The sequence below is a fragment of the Streptomyces sp. NPDC102279 genome, assembly GCF_044766365.1.
Classification (GTDB): domain Bacteria; phylum Actinomycetota; class Actinomycetes; order Streptomycetales; family Streptomycetaceae; genus Streptomyces.
The window spans coordinates 88,816-108,720 of record NZ_JBIWLU010000005.1 but is presented as its reverse complement, the minus strand read 5'-3'; the positions used below and the strand labels follow the sequence as shown (position 1 = coordinate 108,720).

General features: G+C 71.4%; 20 protein-coding genes. 12 read left to right on the top strand and 8 right to left on the bottom strand.

What is annotated here, in order from left to right:
• Window positions 1-103: 103 nt before the first annotated feature.
• On the top strand, window positions 104-805 hold the full coding sequence (gene phoU / locus ACIRQH_RS13465) for a phosphate signaling complex protein PhoU (RefSeq protein ID WP_355873511.1): 702 nt from the start codon (window positions 104-106) through the stop codon (window positions 803-805).
• Between the two features lie 151 nt (window positions 806-956).
• Entirely contained in the window at window positions 957-1,109 is a 153-nt protein-coding gene (locus ACIRQH_RS13460; RefSeq protein WP_358821621.1) for a hypothetical protein, read from the top strand.
• Window positions 1,110-1,197: 88 nt separating this feature from the next.
• Here the strand turns inward: ACIRQH_RS13460 and ACIRQH_RS13455 are convergent, their stop codons facing one another.
• The 3 genes from ACIRQH_RS13455 to ACIRQH_RS13445 form a co-directional block, all read right to left on the bottom strand.
• Window positions 1,198-1,965, bottom strand: a complete 768-nt coding sequence (locus tag ACIRQH_RS13455; protein WP_404225824.1) for a calcium-binding protein — start codon at window positions 1,963-1,965, stop codon at window positions 1,198-1,200.
• Window positions 1,966-2,121: 156 nt separating this feature from the next.
• Window positions 2,122-2,571, bottom strand: coding sequence for a VOC family protein (locus ACIRQH_RS13450; protein ID WP_404225822.1), 450 nt, complete (start codon window positions 2,569-2,571; stop codon window positions 2,122-2,124).
• Between the two features lie 111 nt (window positions 2,572-2,682).
• Window positions 2,683-3,141, bottom strand: coding sequence for an ATP-binding protein (locus tag ACIRQH_RS13445; RefSeq protein WP_404225820.1), 459 nt, complete (start codon window positions 3,139-3,141; stop codon window positions 2,683-2,685).
• A 176-nt stretch (window positions 3,142-3,317) separates the two neighbouring features.
• Here ACIRQH_RS13445 and ACIRQH_RS13440 point away from each other — a divergent pair, with 176 nt between their 5' ends.
• From ACIRQH_RS13440 to cpt, 7 genes are all read left to right on the top strand, one after another.
• Window positions 3,318-4,232 carry a Scr1 family TA system antitoxin-like transcriptional regulator gene (locus ACIRQH_RS13440; RefSeq protein ID WP_388875131.1) on the top strand — a complete coding sequence of 305 codons (915 nt, stop codon included), beginning with the start codon at window positions 3,318-3,320 and terminating at the stop codon, window positions 4,230-4,232.
• Window positions 4,189-4,326 carry a DUF397 domain-containing protein gene (locus tag ACIRQH_RS13435; protein WP_404225818.1) on the top strand — a complete coding sequence of 46 codons (138 nt, stop codon included), beginning with the start codon at window positions 4,189-4,191 and terminating at the stop codon, window positions 4,324-4,326. The genes ACIRQH_RS13440 and ACIRQH_RS13435 overlap by 44 nt, the downstream gene beginning before the upstream one ends.
• Window positions 4,327-4,660: 334 nt before the next feature.
• Entirely contained in the window at window positions 4,661-5,572 is a 912-nt protein-coding gene (locus ACIRQH_RS13430; RefSeq protein WP_404225816.1) for a hypothetical protein, read from the top strand.
• Window positions 5,573-5,876: 304 nt separating this feature from the next.
• The gene (locus tag ACIRQH_RS13425) at window positions 5,877-7,295 is read left to right on the top strand and encodes an FG-GAP-like repeat-containing protein (protein ID WP_404225813.1); all 1,419 of its coding nucleotides are present in this window, start codon (window positions 5,877-5,879) and stop codon (window positions 7,293-7,295) included.
• 478 nt (window positions 7,296-7,773) lie between these two features.
• Window positions 7,774-8,046, top strand: coding sequence for a hypothetical protein (locus tag ACIRQH_RS13420; RefSeq protein WP_404225811.1), 273 nt, complete (start codon window positions 7,774-7,776; stop codon window positions 8,044-8,046).
• Between the two features lie 276 nt (window positions 8,047-8,322).
• Entirely contained in the window at window positions 8,323-10,284 is a 1,962-nt protein-coding gene (locus ACIRQH_RS13415) for a YncE family protein (RefSeq protein ID WP_404225809.1), read from the top strand.
• A gap of 95 nt (window positions 10,285-10,379) precedes the next feature.
• Entirely contained in the window at window positions 10,380-10,913 is a 534-nt protein-coding gene (cpt, locus tag ACIRQH_RS13410; protein WP_404225807.1) for a chloramphenicol phosphotransferase CPT, read from the top strand.
• 105 nt (window positions 10,914-11,018) lie between these two features.
• Here cpt and ACIRQH_RS13405 read toward each other — a convergent pair whose 3' ends face one another.
• Window positions 11,019-11,780 carry a phosphoglyceromutase gene (locus tag ACIRQH_RS13405; protein WP_355879170.1) on the bottom strand — a complete coding sequence of 254 codons (762 nt, stop codon included), beginning with the start codon at window positions 11,778-11,780 and terminating at the stop codon, window positions 11,019-11,021.
• Between the two features lie 198 nt (window positions 11,781-11,978).
• Between ACIRQH_RS13405 and ACIRQH_RS13400 the strand changes: the two genes are divergently transcribed.
• Window positions 11,979-13,439 carry an MDR family MFS transporter gene (locus ACIRQH_RS13400; protein ID WP_404225805.1) on the top strand — a complete coding sequence of 487 codons (1,461 nt, stop codon included), beginning with the start codon at window positions 11,979-11,981 and terminating at the stop codon, window positions 13,437-13,439.
• 55 nt (window positions 13,440-13,494) lie between these two features.
• Here ACIRQH_RS13400 and ACIRQH_RS13395 read toward each other — a convergent pair whose 3' ends face one another.
• Complete coding sequence (locus tag ACIRQH_RS13395; protein WP_358821605.1) at window positions 13,495-13,947, bottom strand: DUF2000 domain-containing protein; 453 nt, start codon at window positions 13,945-13,947, stop codon at window positions 13,495-13,497.
• 49 nt (window positions 13,948-13,996) lie between these two features.
• Between ACIRQH_RS13395 and ACIRQH_RS13390 the strand changes: the two genes are divergently transcribed.
• Complete coding sequence (locus ACIRQH_RS13390) at window positions 13,997-14,788, top strand: AraC family transcriptional regulator (RefSeq protein WP_358821604.1); 792 nt, start codon at window positions 13,997-13,999, stop codon at window positions 14,786-14,788.
• 28 nt (window positions 14,789-14,816) lie between these two features.
• Here the strand turns inward: ACIRQH_RS13390 and ACIRQH_RS13385 are convergent, their stop codons facing one another.
• The 3 genes from ACIRQH_RS13385 to mshA form a co-directional block, all read right to left on the bottom strand.
• Window positions 14,817-16,523: a glycosyl hydrolase family 28-related protein gene (locus ACIRQH_RS13385; protein WP_404225802.1), complete on the bottom strand. Its 1,707-nt coding sequence runs from the start codon at window positions 16,521-16,523 to the stop codon at window positions 14,817-14,819.
• A gap of 185 nt (window positions 16,524-16,708) precedes the next feature.
• A complete protein-coding gene (locus ACIRQH_RS13380; protein ID WP_358821602.1) occupies window positions 16,709-17,200 on the bottom strand; it encodes a YbjN domain-containing protein in 492 nt (163 codons plus the stop codon).
• 91 nt (window positions 17,201-17,291) lie between these two features.
• Window positions 17,292-18,629, bottom strand: a complete 1,338-nt coding sequence (gene mshA / locus ACIRQH_RS13375; protein ID WP_388874992.1) for a D-inositol-3-phosphate glycosyltransferase — start codon at window positions 18,627-18,629, stop codon at window positions 17,292-17,294.
• 344 nt (window positions 18,630-18,973) lie between these two features.
• Here mshA and ACIRQH_RS13370 point away from each other — a divergent pair, with 344 nt between their 5' ends.
• Window positions 18,974-19,759, top strand: a complete 786-nt coding sequence (locus tag ACIRQH_RS13370) for a class I SAM-dependent methyltransferase (protein ID WP_388874995.1) — start codon at window positions 18,974-18,976, stop codon at window positions 19,757-19,759.
• Window positions 19,760-19,905 lie beyond the last annotated feature (146 nt).

Here is a 19,905-nt window from a genome sequence, read left to right as displayed (position 1 = left end):
GCGTGGGGTTCACGGGTCCCGTCCGCCGTCCTCCAGGTGGCCGGAACTGGCCGGTCCCGGACCCCGGACCCCCCGGAAGCTGACGTAAGAGAGGGACAACCACATGCGTGACGCGTATCACGAGGAACTTGACTCGATCGGCGACGGCCTGGTCGAGATGGCCCGGCTCGTCGGGTCGGCGATCGGGCGCGCCACGACTGCCATCCTCGACTCCGACCTGAAACTGGCCGAGACCGTCATCGCGGCCGACCAGAGGGTCGACGATCTCCAGCACGAGCTGGAGGCCCGCGCGATAGCCCTGCTGGCCCGCCAGCAGCCGGTCGCCACCGACCTGCGCATCGTCGTCACCTCGCTGCGGATGTCGGCCGACCTGGAGCGGTCCGGCGACCTGGCCCAGCACGTGGCCAAGCTGGCCCGGCTGCGATTCCCGGACAAGGCGATCCCGCACGACCTGCACGCCACGATCCTGGAGATGGGCCAGCTCGCCCAGCGCCTGATGGCGAAGGCCGCCGAGGTCATCATCACCAAGGACGTCGACCTGGCGATGCAGCTGGAGCAGGACGACGACGAGATGGACCTCCTGCACCGCACGCTCTTCCAGCACCTGCTGGACGACAAGTGGAAGCACGGCATCGAGACGGCAGTCGACGTCACCCTGCTCGGCCGCTACTACGAGCGCTTCGCCGACCACGCGGTGTCCGTCGCCAAGCGCGTCGTCTACCTGGTCACCGGCGAGCACGCGGACGAGCTGCAGCCGGACATCCAGCCCGACATCCAGCCGGCGGCGGGAGTGGAGGGGGTCTGAGCCCCCGGGCGGGGCGTGGGATTCGCGCCCTGGGCGCGCGTGAAGCCCCAGTGCGCTGTTGATGCGCCGGGCCCAGTGGGCATGAGATGGGCGAACAGGAGCTGTGCGGCGCGGTCCGCCTCGCACGCCTCCGTGCCTGAAGGAGGGTCCCATGGCCGAATCCCCCAGCACGCCCGATCCCACGCAGGACCGTGACACCCGGCAGCCCGCCGAGATCAAGAGTCTCCCGCTGTTCGGCGCCTGCGGCTGCGGCTCCGGCTGCGGCTGCGGCTGCCAGTCGGGCAATCCGTGCCAGTGCGGCTGAACGTGTCCGTACGAAGCGAAGGGCCCCGTCGTCCTGACGGGGCCCTTCGCGTTCGTCCGGCGCCGGTGGCGCAGGCTCCCCCGATGCCCTACTTCAGGGCGACGCCGTCCCCGTAGGCGGTGGCCCCGCTCGTGGTGCCGGTGGCGGCGAAGCTCCAGCGCCAGGTGCCGGCGGACTGCGCGGTGACGGTGGCCCTGACCTTGCCGCTGCTGTCGCTGGTGACGGTCTTGACCGTGCTGTACGAGGAGGACCCGGACTTCTTGAACTGGAGCGCGACGGACTGCCCGGTGTACCCGGCGTACACGTTGGTGTCCCAGTTGGCCCGGGTCAGCTTCCCGGTGACGGTGAGGGTGTGGCCCTTGGCGACGGGCTCGGGCGAGGCCTGGGTGTTCGCCAGCTCGGCGAATCGCTTGACCTTGACCGGCGCGCTGGTCTCCAGGTCGTAGAAGTCGCCGTCCTTGGCGGCGGCCTCCGCGGTGAAGTGCCAGGTTCCCGCCGAACTGTTCTTGAGGTCGTAGTAGTCGGTGCGGTTCGCGTCGAGGGCGTACCGGTAGCTGCACTTCAGGCTCGTCGAGGAGGGCCGGGTGCAGGAGACGGAGTCGGGGTGGACGATCCGGCTGTCGGGGCTGACCAGCTTCGCGCCGTAGATGTCCTTGAGGCCGGACCCGTCCTTGGCGGTGGCCGTGACGGTCACCGCCTGTGTCTTGCTCACGCCGACGTTGACGGTCGTCCTGCTGAAGGACAGCGAGGTGAACGCGGTGTCGCCCTTCCTGGTGTCGGCGTGCGCGGCGGGCGTCACGAACGACAGCAGGGCGAGGGTGCCGGCGGTGGCGGCCGCGGCGGTACGTATGCGCATGGTTCTCCAGGAACTCGGCCGGATCGTGGTCCGGGTACGGGAGAGACACCTGGAGGGCGCGATTGGTTGTACGGAAGAGGGCGGCCCCTTGTACGGAAGAGGGCGGCGACCTGCGCCTTCGCGGCGGGGCCGGCCGGTACGGCCACCCGTGGGCGCTCAGACGACGGGTTCCCCGACGCCGATCAGGTTGCCCTCGCTGTCGTGGAACCACGCGCCGCGTTCCCCGCGGGCTCCCTTGCTCGGGTAGTTCCCCTCGACCTCGGCGATCCCGCCCCGCGTCCGCAGCGCAGGCAGGTCCACCTCCTCGAACTGCACTCCGCGCCGCTTCAGCTCGCCGACGACCGCCTCGATGTCGTCGACGCCCAACGCCATCTGCGTGAAGGTCCCCGGCGAGGCCCCGGTCGACGCGAACAGCACGAACTCGCCGTCCCCGCACCGGTACAGCAGCCCGCCGGGCCGCTCGTCCACGGGGTCGAGCCCGAGCACCTCGGAGTAGAAGCGCCGGGCCCGCTCCAGATCCTGAGCGGGCAGCCGCGTCGCCACACCGCGGGCGCGGGCCCCCAGATCGTCCTTGCCCTTCGTGCCGCCGGCTCCGTCCGTGTCCATGTCTCCACTGTGCCGCGCGCCGTGCCGGACCGCCCGATCGCCCGATCGCCCGGAGGAGGCGCGAGGCGTCTGCGGGCCGGCGTGCCGATCACTGCGGCGCGGGAGTCCCCGTCAGGTCGTCGGCTCCGTCGGCACCTCCGCCCACACCGTCTTGCCCACGGGGTGCCGAGGCGTCCAGCCCCAGCGCGCGGCCAGGACGTCCACCAGGAGGAGGCCGCGCCCGGACTCGCCGTCGGGAGCCGGGGGCGGGGCGGCGGGCGGCCGTTTCGCGGCGGCCGCGTCGCTGACCTCGATCCGGACCAGCCCCGCCCCGGCGTCGAGGCCGAGCCGGAGCCGGCAGTCGTGTCCCGGGACGTGACCGTGCCGCACGGCGTTCGCGGTGAGTTCCCCGACGACGAGAGCGACCGCGCAGGAGGCGTCCGACTCCGGCGCATACCCCCACTCCTCCATCCGCCGCACGGCGAGGCGCCGGGCGAACCGGGCCCCTCGCGGCGAGGAGGCGAACCGCGCCCTGAGCGCACCGATGTCCGTCGGGGGCTCCTCATCAGAGGTGGTCGTTCCTGTCAGCACAGCGTGTCCGTCCCTGCCGTCGTCCCTGAGCCGTCCCGCGCCGCACGCGAGTCGTCACGTTCCGTACTCAAGAGTCGTCGGACGCCCCTACGCTCGGTAGGTGACGGAGCCTTACCTTTCGGTTCGTAAGGAACGGAAGTGACGCCTTGGCCAACGGAATCGACCCCAGTACGTCGATGGCGGCGCTCTTCGGCTCACGGGTGCGCCGCCTCCGTACGGAAGCGGGGCTGACCCAGGCGGAACTGGGCCGCAGGACCCACGTCGTGAGCACCCGGATCACCCAGATCGAGCGGGCCTCCGGTGCGAAGCCCACGCTGGACCTGGCACGGGCACTCGACGAGGCGCTCGGCGCCGACCAGTTGCTCGTCGAGCTGTGGCCGTACGTGTATCGGGAGGCGTTTCCGGACTGGTCGCGGAAGTTCATGGCCTACTCGGAGCAGGCGATGTCGATCGGGGAGTACGCGGCGCACGTGGTGCCGGGTCTCCTCCAGACGGGGGCGTACGCGCGGGCCGTGTTGACCGTTGGCCTGACGCTGAGCAGCGAGGCACAGTTGGAGGAGAGGCTCGCGGCGCGCTTGGGGCGTCAGGAGCGGCTCGACTCGGCCGATCGACCCGAGCTGTGGGTCGTCCTGGACGAGGCGGTACTGAGGCGTCCCATCGGCGGTCCTGCCGTGATGCGCGAGCAGTTGGAGCGGTTGCTCGCCGCTGCGGCGCAGCCGCACATCACCGTTCAGGTACTCCCCTTCGAGCAGGGCGAACATGACGCCATGGGCGGCTCGTTGACGATTCTGGGGCTCCCGGACGGCTCGGACGTCGCTTACACCGAAGGCGCGCACTACGGCCAACTCATCGAGGATTCGGCCGAGGTCAGGAGATTCGCTCTGACCTACGATCGGCTGCGGGCGGCGGCGCTGCCCCCGCTCATGTCACTGGACATGATCCGATCCGTGATGGAGGGCAACCACCGTGGAGCGAAGGTCCCGTCCCGATCAGAACGGCGCCGCGTGGCGCAGGAGCAGTTACAGCAATCAGGAGGGCGGCAATTGCGTGGAGGTACAGGACGGAGTCCCCGGCATCGTCCCCGTGCGTGACAGCAAGGCGCCGCACGGACCCGCGCTCGCCTTCGATACCGGCGTCTGGACCCTGTTCATAGGCGAGTTGAAGGCCGGCGACCACCGCCTCTGAGCGAACCGGGCCCCGGTCATCCTCCGCCTTTCGGCCCCGCCGGATCCTTGTTCGCGAGGGACCGGCGGCCCGCTGACCTCCCCAAGAACCGGGAGAAAGAACTACCCGCCCACCCACCCTCCCGCGCGTGTCACCCGTCCGGGTGACGCGCTTGCGACGGAGGGATACGGACGGTTACGTTCGCCGCGACAACCGCAAACGAAGACGGCCCCCGGCCGGGACGGCAATCCCGAACGAGGGCCTGACCCATCAGGAAGAAGCACCTTCCCGATGGCTACCAGCAGGAAGAAAAGAGCTTCCCGATGGCTACCAGCAGGAAGAAAAGAGCTTCCCGATGGCTGATTCACAGTCTAACGCGCGCCTGCGCGCCGACGCCGGAGCTCCGACCTCCGGCGTGATCCATGTACGCACCCGCCTCACCGCCGACTTCACGGTGCTCGCGAACGCCCTCGCGCAGCGACGCGGCAGCGCGGTCACGATCGGCGTCGCGGCCTACATCTCTTCCCTGCCGGACGGCTCTCCCGTGAGCATCGCAGCACTGTGCGAGCACTTCACGGAGGGCGAGATCCTGATCTCACGGGCCCTCAGGGAGCTGGAGATGGCCGGGTACTTGGAGCGACGTCGAGAGCGGATCGCTACCGGCCAGATCCGTACACGGACGTACTTCTACACGGTCCCAGGCAGTGACGCGGATCCGGACCACCCGCCCCAACCTCCGCGCCCGCGAGGCCCCTTGAAGCAGCAGGGGGACGCATCGAGGCCGGTGCGGACGACGGTGCGGACACCGGCGGAGCCGCCGTCCGGGCGACCCGAGCCGACGCAATCCGAACCGGAACAGCGGGGCGGGACCGGACCCGCCCTCGCCGACGCCGACCCGGGGGCGGTGGCGGTCCTCGCCTCCCTGCGCAGGATCGACCCGCGGCTGATCCTCTCGGAGTGGGAGGCGCGCCGCCTGGCACCGCCGGTGACGGAGTGGCTCGCGGCGGGCGTGGAGCCGTACAGGATCGCGGAGTTGCTGACCACGGGCCTCCCTGCCCACTTCATGGGCCGCCCGTCGGGCCTCCTGGCGTTCCGCCTGCGGGAGACACCGCTGCCGATCCCGGTGCGCGCACCCCAGCTCACCCCGGATCGCACCGTCGTTCACCCCTTCCAGACCTGCGAGGGCTGCGAACGCGCGTTCCGCGCCCCGGCCCCGGGCCACTGCCGCGACTGCCGGTCGAGAGGCCGCCTGCGCACGGCGAGTTGAGCCGCGCGGCGGCGGGTCGCGGGGCGGCGGGTCGCGGGGCAGGCGGGTCGCGGGGCAGGCGTCAGTCCTCCCCCGAGTGGGACCGCCGAACACCACTCGTGCGGACCTCACACACCGCTGGACCGAGGGAGCGTTCGCACGTTCTCTACCCGTACATGGGCAACCGTTCATGTGCCCCGAGGGTCTGGAGTGGTGAAGCCGTACGGCGTACAGCGCACGGAGTTCCTCGTGCTCGTAGGCGTACCGGCGGACTCGTATGCGGACGGCACGGGACGAAGCAGGACGACACGGGAGTGTGAACGGCATGGGACGGCGACGGATCCTCGCGGCGTGCGCGACGGCGTTGGCGGTGACGGGCGGGGCCTTGGGCATGGTGCCCGCGCAGGCGGCACCCGGCGGTGGTTCGGCCGCCGCCCGCGCCGGTGATCTCGACGGTGACGGCTTCGGCGACCTCGCCGTCGGCTCCCCCAGCGGCACGATCGCGGGCCACGCGAAGGCCGGCTACGTCTCGGCGATGTACGGCACCGCGCAGGGCGTACGCACCACGCGGAAGAAGGGCATCACCCAGCAGACGGCGGGCATACCCGGCACGCCCGAGGCGGGCGACCGGTTCGGGTCCGCGGTGGCCGTCGGCGACGTGGACGGCGACGGGTACGCGGACCTGGTCATCGGCGCGGGCGGCGAGGCGATCGGCACGGTCAAGGGCGCCGGCTCGGTCACCGTCGTGTTCGGCGCCAAGGGCGGGCTGAGCAACAAGGCCATCGCCTTCAACGCGCCCACCCCGACGGCTCGTCAGGGCTTCGGCGACCGGATCGCCGTCGGAGACTTCGACCACGACGGCCGTGACGACATCGCGGTCGTGGCGGGGACGAAGGTGCAGGTCGTGAAGGGCGCGGCCAAGCTGCGCGACACGGCGAAGCCCGCCATGAAGGCGTACACCCCGCCCGGCGGCGGTGCCGGAACCGGCCAGATCGCGGCGGCCGACGTGAACGGCGACGGGTACACCGACCTCGCCACCGTCGCCTACTTCGACGACCCGGCGGACGAGGGCACGCTCGGCGTCCTCGCCGGCTCGGCGACGGGCCTCACCACGAAGGCGTTGGGCAAGACGGGGCTCCCGTTCGCGGGGTACAGCATCGTCACCGGTGACATCACCGGCGACGGCAAGGACGACATCGTCATCGACACGAACTTCTCGGACGGCCCGGACGACTACCTGCTCCGCATGTACCCGGGCACGGCCTCGGGCCTCGGCGCGGGTGTGGCCTTCGGGGGATCGCCGCAGCCCGGCAGCGCGACCGCCCTTGCGGACTTCGACGGCGACGGCCACGCCGACCTGGTCACCTCGGACACCGGCGCGCCCGACCCGGACGGCTTCAACAACGCGGGCGCGGTGACGGTCGTCAAGGGCACCGGATCGGGCCTGGACGCGGCGCACCAGCAGACGATCACCCTGGACACGCCGGGTGTGGCGGGCGCGAGCGAGGGCAACGACCTGTTCGGCAGGGCGGTGGCGGCGGGCGACTACGACGCGGACGGCAAGGCCGACCTCACGGTGGGCGTCCCGGGCAAGTACCTGGGCACCGGCGCGGTCAGCGTCATCCCGGGCTCCTCCACCGGCCCGACCGGCACGAACTCCATCCTGGTCAACCCGGAGTACCTGGACCACCCGACGGCGAAGGCGGCCTGGGGCTCGGCCCTGGGTGCGACGACCCGCCCCTGAACGACATCGACACCGGGGCCCGGCCGGCCACACGACCGACCGGGCCCGACGCCGAGCGGACCGAAAGGAACCTGGCCCGGACACCGAACTCCATTCCCCTCCGGCGGGTTGCTCAAGTTGCGCTCAGGAAAAGGATCTTTCGACTGAAGCGCACATGGCGCACTCATAGGGTCGGGGGATGCGATCGCCTGCCAGGCGTTCCATCACCAGGGGGAGCGACCATGGGCACCGGCTTCAACCGAACTACCCTGGCGAGCAACACAGTTCGCGGCCGCCGGTGAAGGGTCGGACGCGCCGTCCCCTCAGGTGCGCACTGCTGACGCTCCTCTGCCTGACGGGCTGCACATCCCACGGCTCCGCACCCAACGGCCACCCCTCGACGACTGCCCCTCCGCGGAGCGTCGCCCCACCGTCCCAGAAGCACCTGACCGCTCAGGCGCAAGCAGCCCTGGACGCCGCGACGGAGGCGGACAGTTCGATGGTCGAGTCGGGTGCCGAGCGGGTGTCCGACGGTGTGCACACTCAGCCCGACCTGGCTGGCGGCACCACCTACGGACTGACCGTGGTGTGCGTCGGCCACGGTGGCGCCGAGACCGCGTTCACTCCCCGCGACGCAGGCCCGAAGAAGCGGATCCCTTGCGACGGGTCGGTGGTCTTCGAGCGGTTCACGGGCCGGGGTCCACTGCGCATGGACGTCCGAGGGAACCCCGGTTCGACAGGCGTGATCGCCTGGCGGGTCAACAAGGTCTGATCACCGAACGGGCTCCCGCCTTACGGGGTTCCGCGCCCCTGCGCAGCGCAGCCGTCTCGGGCCGGGCGGTGTTCGCCCCCTCATGCGGAAATCAAGCGCATACACGTGATCTCCGCACACCCGAAAACCTCTCCTCAATTGTCACAGCCATGCCATACGCTGCTCACAGCAGCCGCGCCCCGCACATCACCGCAGTTCCGTGGTCATGTCCGGGTGCTGCGCGGCGCACTCGTCTCCCCGGTCTCATACCGGGTTCCACATGGGGGTAACAGCACTGTGCGTACGCGCAGCATCTCGATCGCGACGGCCGTCGCGGTCCTCTTCGGTTCGGCCGCTCTCAGTCTCGGTACCGCCGGCACCGCCTCGGCCGCTCCGGCCGCCCGGGTCACCACGCCCGGCGGCCTCGCCGTGGACGGCCCCGTGAAGCGGGTGTTCGTCGGCGACAGCGCCAACGGCACCGTCGTGGCCACCGACTACTCCGGCACCGTCCTCGGCTCGGTCAAGGGCGTCACGGGCGTCAGCGACCTCGCCGTCTCGGACGACGGGGCGACCGTGTACGCGGCGGCGCCCGAGATCCACGAGATCTGGGCCATCGACGCGAGCACGCTCGGCCTCAAGGCCCGCTACACCGTGCCCACCAACACCGGTCCGCGCCATGTCGCGTTCAGCGGCGGCAAGGTGTGGTTCTCCTACGGCGACCAGTGGGACGGCAACATCGGCTCCGTCGACCCGTCGGTCGACCCCGCGAGCGGCACCGACCCGGTGACCATGGAGCAGATACCGACCGAGGGCACCTCCGTCGGTATCTGGGGCCAGGCCCTGCTGGACACCGATCCGACCCAGCCAGGCATCCTCGCCGTCGGCGAGACCGGCCTGTCCACGGCCTCGATGGCCGTGCTCGACGTCTCCAGCGGCAAGCCCGCCCTGGTCGCCTGGCACAACGGCGACTACTCGCTGAACAACGGCATCGGCGACATCGACCTGGTGCCCGGCGGCAAGCAGGTGCTGGTCAACGGCAAGGACCGGGACGCCTACGCGGACGGCACCTTCAAGGCCGCCGGCTCCTACCCCAACGGCCAGTTCGCGGACGTCGCCTCGAACGGCTTCCTCGCCCAGGTCAACGGCTCCAAGATCCTCACGTACCAGCCCAACGCCACCCTGCCGCTGCACACGTACGACCAGGGCACGGCCCAGACCGCCGACCTCGCCTGGGCGCCGGACGACTCCCGGGTCTTCGCGCTCGTCAGCGCGGACGGCGGCTACAGCCTCAAGGTGCTCACCGGCACGGCGCTGAACAGCCCGGCCCTGACGGTCAACGCCCCGTCGAGCGCGACCCGCGCCAAGAAGCTCACGGTCACCGGCAAGCTCACGGCGACGGTTCCGCTGCCGTCCGGCGCGAAGCTCCAGGTCACCCGGACCGACCTGGACTCCCCGAGCGGCAAGGCGCTGCCCGCCGTCACGGTGAAGTCGGACGGTACGTACTCCTTCTCCGACACCCCGCCCGCCGGCGGCACGGTCACCTACAAGGTGTCGTACGCGGGCGACGCCGGGCACTCCGCGGTCACCGCGAGCGACAAGGTCGACGTCTCGCGCGCCTCGGCCTCGCTGAGCCTGAACAACAACGGCAAGGTCTACTCGTACGGCACCGACGTGACGTTCACGGCGCACCTCGGTACGACGTACAAGAACCGCACGGTCGAGATCTGGGCCAACCCCTACGGCGGCGACAAGCCCAACAAGCTGATCAGGACCGGGACCGTCAGCTCCGGCGGCAACATCTCCGCGAAGATCGACATGACCCGGGACACCGAGGTCACCGCGATCTTCAAGGGCGACGCCCGCTACAAGTCGAAGACCGTCAAGGCCACGGGCTACGCCAAGGTGAAGAACTCCACCGCGGTGACGAAGCAGTACAAGACGGCCAAGATCGGCTCGCACTCGTACTACTGGTTCCACAAGAACACCGACCCGCTGCTCACCACGACGATGACGTACTACCCGGGCCGCAAGCAGCGCATGGACATGCAGGTCTACTACGCCGGTTCGTGGTACACCACCGACGGCAGCCCGCAGTACTTCAAGCTCGCCTCGAACGGCAAGTCCGGCGTGCGCCTGGAGGCCCCGGGCACCTCCGGCATCAAGGTGCGCATGCGCTCCTCGTACATCAACAACTCCTCGGGCGACAACGTCAACTCGACGACGTACGGCTCGTGGAAGTACCTGTACTTCTCCAACTGACGGGAGCGCCGGAGAACGGCGCCCACCCCGAGCACTGGCCCTCCTCTCCCGGAAACCCATGGAGAGGGGGGCCGTTCCGCGTCTACGGTGACGCGGTGACAACTCAGGTGATCGTCCTCAACGGTGGTTCCAGCTCGGGGAAGTCGGGGATCGCCCGGTGTCTTCAGGCGGTCCTGCCTCAACCGTGGCTGACGCTCGGGACCGACACCCTGGTCGACGCGATGCCGGCGGCATTGCGTGCCTCCGACACGGGGATCGAGTTCGCTCCCGACGGCGAGGTGACCGTCGGACCGGAGTTCCGGACGCTGGAAGCCGCGTGGATCGAGGGCATCGCCGCGATGGCCCGCGAGGGGGCCAGAATCATCGTCGACGAGGTCTTCCTCGGCGGCCCGGCCTCGCAGAAGCGGTGGCAGGAGGCCCTGCACGACGTACAGGTGCTGTGGGTCGGCGTCCACTGCGACGCCGCGGTCGCCGCGGGCCGCGAACTCGCACGAGGCGACCGCCCCATCGGAATGGCCACGTCCCAGGCGGACCTGGTCCACCGGGACGTGTCCTACGACCTACAGGTCGACACCACCCACACCGAGTCACTGGACTGCGCACGGATCATCGCGGCACGTGCGGGGTGACGACGCCGGGGCCGTCGACCGCGCCGGGGTGCCGTAGAGGGCCCAGGCCGCGAAAATGCCCCCGCCCCGCGCCGTTCGCGCAGGTCGGGAGCATGATCGCGAAGGTTACTTCTTCTTGCCCTGGTTCTTGACCGCCTCGATCGCTGCCGCTGCCGCGTCCGGGTCGAGGTAGGTGCCGCCCGGGGTGAGGGGCTTGAAGTCGGCGTCCAGCTCGTAGGAGAGGGGGATGCCGGTGGGGATGTTCAGGCCCGCGATGTCGGCGTCGGAGATGCCGTCGAGGTGCTTGACCAGGGCGCGGAGGCTGTTGCCGTGGGCCGCGACCAGGACCGTGCGGCCGGTCAGCAGGTCGGGGACGATGCCGTCGAACCAGTACGGCAGCATGCGGACGACGACGTCCTTCAGGCACTCCGTCTGCGGGCGCAGCTCGGGCGGGAGCGTCGCGTAGCGCGGGTCGTCGAACTGCGAGTACTCGGCGTCGCGATCGAGCGGCGGCGGCGGGGTGTCGTACGAGCGGCGCCAGAGCATGAACTGCTCCTCGCCGAACTCGGCGAGCGTCTGCGCCTTGTCCTTGCCCTGCAGGGCGCCGTAGTGACGCTCGTTCAGGCGCCAGCTGCGGTGGACCGGGATCCAGAGGCGGTCAGCGGACTCCAGCGCCAGCTGCGCGGTGCGGATCGCGCGCTTCTGGAGCGAGGTGTGGACCACGTCGGGCAGCAGGCCGGCGTCCTTGAGCAGCTCACCGCCGCGTACTGCCTCCTTCTCGCCCTTCTCGTTGAGGTTGACGTCCACCCAACCGGTGAACAGGTTCTTCGCGTTCCATTCGCTCTCGCCGTGGCGGAGGAGGATCAGCTTGTACGGTGCGTCGGCCATGCCTCCGAGCGTAATCGAACCCCCCGACCGCTCGCGCGCTCGGTCGCCAGTCGGACACCCGCGCCCCCGCTTCGCCGTCCCGCGCCCTCCCCGGCGCCCGTCAGTTGACGGCATCTGTTAATCGAGTGGCTCTCCGGGACCGCCCCCTCGTAAGTTGTGCTCACCGCCAGAGCCGCTTACGTCCGTGGGGGATTTTCCATGCCTGTCGCCGTCGTCAGACGTGCCGTCCGGGAGACCGTGTCCGGGCTCCCCCGCGAGTTCTGGTGGCTGTGGACCAGCACGCTCATCAACCGGCTGGGCGCCTTCGTCGCCACGTTCATGGCCCTGTACCTGACCCTCGACCGGGGCTACTCCGCCTCGTACGCCGGTCTCGTCGCGTCCCTGCACGGCCTCGGCGGCGTCGTCTCCTCGCTCGTCGCCGGCGTCATGACCGACCGGTTCGGGCGCCGCCCCACCCTGCTCGTCGCGCAGGTGTCGACGGCCGGCTCGGTCGCGCTGCTCGGCTTCATGCAGGACCCGGTGGCCATCGCCGCGGTCGCCTTCCTGGTCGGCATGGCCAGCAACGCCTCCCGGCCCGCCGTGCAGGCGATGATGGCCGACATCGTCCGGCCCGAGGACCGCGTCCGCGCCTTCTCCCTCAACTACTGGGCCATCAACCTCGGCTTCGCCGTCTCCTCGATGGGCGCCGGTTTCATCGCCGAGTTCAGCTACCTCGCGGGCTTCCTCATCGAGGCCGGCATGACCCTGGTCTGCGCGTTCGTCGTCTTCGCCAAGCTCCCGGAGTCGAAGCCGGTGCAGGTCGCCAAGGAGACGGCGCCCGCCGTCGGGCTCGGGACCGTGCTGCGCGATGGACGGTTCATGAGTGTCGTCGGTCTGTCGTTCCTCGTCGCGCTGGTCTTCCAGCAGGGCTCGGTCGGACTTCCGATCGCTATGGGCGAGGCCGGCTTCACGCCGGCGGACTACGGCACGGCGATGGCGGTCAACGGCGTGATGATCGTCGTGCTCCAGATCCCGGTGACCCGTTTCATCGAGCACCGGGACCCCCGGCGGCTGCTGGTCGTCTCGTCGATCCTCGCCGGATACGGGTTCGGGCTCACCGCCTTCGCCGGGTCGGTGGGGGTCTTCACCCTGACCGTCTGCGTGTGGACCCTCGCCGAGATCGTCAACGCCCCGACGCAGACCGGGCTCGTCGTCCGCCTCTCCCCCGTCCACGGCCGCGGCCGCTACCAGGGCATGTACACCCTCTCCTGGGCGCTCGCCTCGCTCGTCGCCCCCGTGATGTCCGGCCTCGTCATCGACCGTTTCGGCGCCGCCTATCTCTGGGGCCTGTGCGCGGTGGTCGGCACGGTGGCGGGCCTCGGCTACGCCCTGCTCATGCGCCGGCTCCCCACGGAGGACCCGGTCCGGGAGCCCGTACGGGAACCGGCGACGGCGGCCGTGCGGGAACCGGTTGCGGCGGCCGTACGAGAGCCGGTCGCGCAGGGCGTACGGACCTCCGCGCGCGAGTCCGTGCCCGTGCCCGAGCCCCGTCCGGCATCCCTCGCGGACGCGGTTGTCGTCGACGTCGGCCCTGCCGCCGTGGGCTGCGGCCCCGCCCTGGAGGCCGCCCCGACACCGGCACCGGAACCGCCCCTCCGTACGGAGTCCACCCCGGCCTGAGCAGCGGACAGCGGCCACGGCGTCTCCGGGGCGGGACGACCCCGGCCCGAAGACCTCACGGATGCATCCGCGCCCCCTTCACCACCTTGTCCACCGCGTTCCGCGGCCCGTGCACCGCGAGGCCCACCAGGTCCAGGTCACCGGTCGGCACGGCCCGTACGGCCGCGCGGTTGTCACGGTCGTTGCCCGTGGCGAACAGGTCGGACGTGAAGAGCGCCCTGGGCAGCGCCCGGGAGAGCGCGCGGCCGTGCGCGGCGGTCAGCGTCTCCTTGGACGCCTCGAAGACCATGACGGGCTGGCGGAACATCGGCAGGTAGGCGACCGCGTCGGCGTCCTCGTAGGGCTCACCGACCACCTCGGGGACGGCCGTGCCCAGGCCGCTGACGAGGAAGGCGGTCACATTGAGCCGCTGCCAGGGCTCCAGGTCGTCGCGCAGGACGACAGCGATCTTGGTGTCGAAGCGGACGGGTGCGTCGTCGGAGACGTTCATGCTGCTCACACTGCTCATGCACTGAGACTGCCGACCGGGAGCCGCCGCGGTCTTGTACGTTCTTTGCATGGCCCCGCAGCGGGAGATCTCCGCGTGGCGCCCGGGTGTCCCGGGCGTCGTCGAGGTGTTCCACGCCCACTACACCGAGTACGCGTACCCGATGCACGTGCACGAGGCCTGGACGCTGCTGATCGTCGACGACGGCGCCGTCCGGTACGACCTGGACCGGCACGAGCACGGCACCCCGCACGACACGGTGTCGCTGCTGCCGCCGCACATCCCGCACAACGGCGCCCCGGCCACCGCGGACGGTTTCCGCAAGCGGGTCCTCTACCTCGACAGCTCGCGTCTCGGCGACGACCTCATCGGGCCCGCCGTGGACGGACCCGACCTGGTGGACCCGGTGCTGCGGCAGCGCGTCGGGCAGCTGCACACCGCGCTCGCGCACCCGGGGGACGAGCTGGAGGCCGACAGCAGGCTGACGCTGATCGCGGAGCGGTTGCAGGGCCGACTGCGTCCCGCCGCGGCGGTCGACCTCGCGCGCCCCGACCGGCCGCTCGCGTACCGGTTGCGCGAACTCCTCGACGCGCGCCTCGTCGAGGGCGTCGCCCTGGACGAGGCGGCGCGGCTCGTCCACGCCCACCCCGCCCATCTCGTACGGGCGTTCAGCGGGGCGTTCGGCATCGCCCCGCACCAGTACCTGATGTCCCGCCGGGTGGACCGCGCCCGCCGGCTGCTGCTCGACGGGCGCCCGCCGGGCGAGGTGGCCGCCGCGACCGGTTTCTACGACCAGTCCCATCTCACCCGCCATTTCCGGCGGTTGGTGGGGGTGACTCCGGGGCGGTACGCGCGGTCGTGAGCCCTCCGCCGACCGCCTGGGAAGTCGATCACCCGCTCTGGAGGCCGCGTTGGGCCTCGTACAGGTTGCGCGGGCGCGCCGCGTCGGTCGTCCCGTACAGCTCCAGGCGGGCGTGCAGGTCGCCGGTGAAGTCGGGCACGTCGATCTGGTCGGACTCGGTGACCTCGTTGACGCCGACGGTGGCGCTGTAAGGGGCGAGTCCGTCGATCTTCATCAAGCCGGCGCGGCCGTTGGTGACGCGGATGTTCCAGTGGGTGAAGCGGGCGCCGAAGAGCGGTCCGGCGGAGGCGTCGCCCCCGTGCCGGCCGTCGTTGTCCACGGTGATGTCGGTGCGGACGTTGGCGAACGGCAGCCCGCGGTGGGAGTCGAAGGTGCCCATCCGCATGTCACCGTGCGACCAGACGTTGTACGAGGACAGCCCCTCGACGTTGATGCCGTGCAGCTGGGTCCCGGCGGGCGCGGGGACGGTGCGCTCCTCGATGGTGAAGTCCTCGATCAGGTTGTCGTGCGAGCCCTCGCGGCAGAAGTACGGGTGGTGCGCGCCGCGGCCCGCGACCCGCGTGCGGCGCAGGGTGCAGGCGGAGGCGGCGACGAGGCCGAAGCCGTTGTCGACGTGGCGCACGGTGACGTCGTCGACCCAGCAGTCGTAGGCGCACTGCAGGACGACGCCGTTGTACCCCTTGTCGAGGAGGTGCGGGGACTGCGGTGTCTCCACGGCCTCCAGGGTCAGCCCTTCCACGCCGGAGCCGGTCAGTTCCTCGACGTGGGTGGTCAGCCGGGGGTCCCACTCGGGGCGGACGTCGAGCGGGAGGGGCCGTTCGAGCGTCACCCTGCGGCCACGCACGCGTGCCACGCGGACGGGCCACTCGTAGGGGACGTACGACGTGAGTTTCGTCTTGTCGTCCCAGTAGTACGCCTCCGGGCCGGGGCCGCCGCCCGACATGTGCTCCAGGAGGGTGTGGTCCGCGTCGTCGGCGAGGCGGAGGAGGACAAGGGCGCCGGGACGCAGCTGGGAGGCGTCCGCGACGGTCACCGTCCATGAGCCCTGACGTGCGGGCTCGACGGTGGTGAGGGTCTGCCAGGCGTCGCGCGTGTTGCCCGTCCAGCCCTCGAAGGGCCACGCCTTCGCCCTGATGGCGTCGACGAGCGAGTCCAGACGGGCGGTGGGTGCCAGCCAGACGAGGCCGCCGGCCCAGGACCAGGAGGACTTGTCGCCGCCGTAGCGGGATCCGTAGACGCCGATCAGCTCCGTGAGGTTCTTGGTCGCGAGCAGCGTCGTACGGCCGCTGCCGGCGCCCCGGAGGACCACGTTCGAGTGGCCGACGCGGATCAGGTCGTCGATGCGGTAGGTCCCTGGCGGGATGGTGACCGTGCCACCGCCGGCCTTTCCGGCGGCGGCGATGGCACGGTTGATCGCGGGGGCGCAGTCGGTCGTCCCGTCGGCGGCGAAGGCGCCGTGGTCGCGGACGTCGGTCACGACACGGTGCCGGGGCAGGCGTGCCGCTCCGCCGCCGAGGCCGGCCCTGCCGACGTACGGGATCTGCGGGTGGGTGAACGGGGAGCGGGTGAACTCGCGCCAGATCGCCGGTACTTCGCCGTGCCGTGCTGGGGCGCTCGGCGGGCTCCCCGCCGTCGCCGCGGCCGTCCCCGCCGCCGCTGCCGTCCCCGTCGCCGTGCCGGTCACGCCGACGGCCGCCACGGCCGTGGCGCTGCCGAGCAGGGTCCGTCTGGTCATCCCCGCGCGTCCGCTGTTCCGGTGCCTGTTGCTCATGCCCGTCCGCCCTTCCATGGTGCTCGTCCGACCCAACACGCTTTTCATGGATGTGAACGACGTTCAGATCTGCGTCGGCGGCGAGCATGCCACGAGGACCCTGCGCACCGGAAGGGGTCGCGCACAGGTCAATGGCAGGGCGAGGAGCGTCAGTTGGCGGGGCGCTCGGTCAGATGCGTGAACGCGTCCAGGTTGCGGGTCGACTCGCCGCGGGACACCCGCCAGTCGTACTCCTTGCGGATCGCGGAGGCGAAACCGAGCTCCAGGAGGGTGTTGAACGAACCGTCGGCGGCTTCGAGGACCGAGCCGAGAAGCCGGTCCACCTCGTCGGGGGTGACGGCGGCCAGCGGCAGCTTGCCGACCAGATAGACGTCCCCCAGGGAGTCGACCGCGTAGGAGACCCCGTAGAGCTTGAGGTTGCGCTCCAGGAGCCAGCGGTGGACCGCCGCGTGGTTCTCGTCGGGGTGGCGGACCACGAAGGCGTTCAGCGACAGCGAGTGGTTGCCGACGATCAGCGAGACCGTCGTGGAGAGCTTGCGGGTACCGGGCAGTTTCACCACGTACGAGCCCGCCGCGGGACTCTCCCACTCCAGCTCGGCCTCGGTGAGGACCTGCTCGATGATCGACGCTGCGTCAGCCATGCAGCGAGCGTACGTGACCGCCCCGGACGCGGCTCAACCCCTCCGGGGCACGACCGCACCCCGGTCACCGGCGGGACGGACCCGACTCGTCTCAGGCGTGGTGCGCCCGCAACCGGCGCCGGTGTTCCTGGGTCGCCGCCGCGTAGACGTCCGCCGTCGCGGCGGCCGCGGTGTCCCAGCCGAAGCACTCCGCGTGCCGGGCCGCCGCGGCGCCCATCCGGTCCGGGAGGCTCGCGTCGTCCGCGAAGTGGCCCAGCACGCGCGCGTAGTCGGCGGGATGGTGTCCGGGGACCAGGAAACCCGTCTCCCCGTGGCGGACGGCCACCGGCAGACCGCCGACCTCGGCGGCGAGCACCGGCGTACCGGCCGCCTGCGCCTCGATGGCGACGAGCCCGAAGGACTCGCTGTAGGAGGGCATCACCAGGACGGACGCGGCCCGGAACCAGTCCGCGAGCTGGTCCTGGTCGACGGGCGGCCGGAACCGCACGACGTCGGCGATGCCCAGCCGCGCGGCGAGCTTCTGGAGCCCCTCCGGCTTGGCGAGCCCGCTGCCGCTCGGGCCGCCGACCACCGGGACGACGATCCTGCGCCGCAGCTCGGGCCGCTCGTCGAGCAGCACGGCGACCGCGCGCAGCAGCACGTCGGGGGCCTTCAGCGGCTGTATGCGGCCGGCGAAGAGGGGGATCAGGGCGTCCTGCGGCAGGCCGAGGCGGGCCCGGGCCGCGGCGCGGCCGTCGGCGGGGCGGAAGCGGTCGAGGTTGACGCCGGGGTGCACCACGGCGACGTTGCCGGCCTCGGCCTCGTAGTGGCGCACGAGTTCGTCGGCCTCCTCCGCGGTGTTCGCGATGAGGCGGTCGGCGGCGCGCACGATCTGGGTCTCGCCGATGACGCGGGCGGCGGGCTCGGGGGTGTCGCCCTCGGCGAGCGACGCGTTCTTGACCTTGGCCATCGTGTGCATGGCGTGGACGAGGGGGGCGCCCCAGCGTTCGGCGGCCAGCCAGCCGACGTGGCCGGAGAGCCAGTAGTGGGAGTGAACGAGGTCGTAGTAGCCCGGGCGGTGACCGGCCCACGCCTGCATGACGCCGTGCGTGAAGGCGCACAGCTGGGCGGGGAGATCTTCCTTGGCGAGGCCTTCGTAGGGGCCCGCGTCGACGTGCCGGACGAGGACGCCGGGGGCCAGTTCGACGCACGGCGGGAGCGCGGCCGTGGTGGCGCGCGTGAAGATCTCGACCTCGATGTTGATCGCGGCCAGCCGCTGGGCCAGCTCCACGATGTAGACGTTCATGCCGCCCGCGTCGCCCGTGCCGGGCTGGTGCAGGGGCGAGGTGTGCACGGAGAGCATCGCGACGCGGCGGGGCCTGCGGTGCAGCCTGAGCCGCGAGGGCGCCGCCGCCGAGCGACGCCCGAGCCTGCTCACGTACTGGCTCACGTGGCGTTTCCTCCTCGCTGCGGGCATGCCGTTCGGAGGACACAGGGCGCCCTCCAGCAAGGGGAACGTCGGAGGCCTCCGCTCCATTTCCGCTTTGCCGAATCATTACCGCCGATCGCTCAACCGTTCGACCCGAGAGTGCGTCTGCCCCGCTGCCCGCCGGGTGTTCCGCGGGGCGGGAGCACGGGGTCCGCCACGGTTGTCCACAGGGCTGTGGGGGCGGGCCGGAGGTTGTCCACAGGGCGGAACGGCCGTCGTCGGAGCCGCCTACTCTCGTACGCATGGCAACCCGCGCAGCGTCCCACTCCCCCTCTCGGCTTCGCTCGGGCGGTGGGACCCCCGTCGTGGGTTCGGTGACGCGCGGGACGACCAATCCCAACCGGCTGCGGCGCATGGACCGCTGGATCGCCGCGACGCACGGCGCCGAGCTGCGCAGGTCCCCGGACCCCGTCGCGGTCGACCTGGGCTACGGGGCGGCGCCGTGGACCGCGGTCGAGCTGCTGGCCCGGCTGCGCACCACCGCCCCCCGCACCCGGGTCTTCGGCGTCGAGATCGAGCCGGCCCGCGTCACCGCCGCACTGCCGTACGAGCGCGAGGGACTCGCCTTCCGGCACGGCGGCTTCGAGGTCCCGGTGCCGGGCCGTCCGACCCTGATCCGCGCGGCGAACGTGCTCCGCCAGTACGACGAGGAGCAGGTCGCCGAGGTCTGGCAACGGCTGTGCGCACGGCTCGCGCCGGCGGGGCAGGGTTCGCGGGGCGGACTGCTCGTCGAGGGCACCTGTGACGAGATCGGCCGCCGGCACGTCTGGGTCGCCCTCGGCCCGGAGGGTCCGCGCACGGTCACGTTCGCCACCCGGCTCGGCTCCCTCGACCGCCCGTCCGACCTGGCCGAGCGGCTGCCCAAGGCCCTCATCCACCGCAACGTCCCGGGCGAGCCCGTACACGCCTTCCTGCGCGACTTCGACCGCGCCTGGGCGGCCGCCGCACCGTACGCGTCGTACGGCGCCCGGCAGCGCTGGATACGCGCGGTCCGCGACCTGTCGGCCGACTGGCCGGTCGCGGACGGGATCGCGCGTCGGCGCCAAGGCGAAGTGACGGTGCGCTGGGAGGCGTTGGAGCCGCGGTTCTGACCCGCCGCCGGAACCGACCCGTCCGCGAACGGGCGGGAACGATCTCGACGAGTCGCACGTCACACAGGCCGGGCGACGAGATCGTCATGCCGGGCGGGGCCGGTGGGAAGGGAGTTCTTGCCCGGCTCTGTCGCATTGCGCGGCGA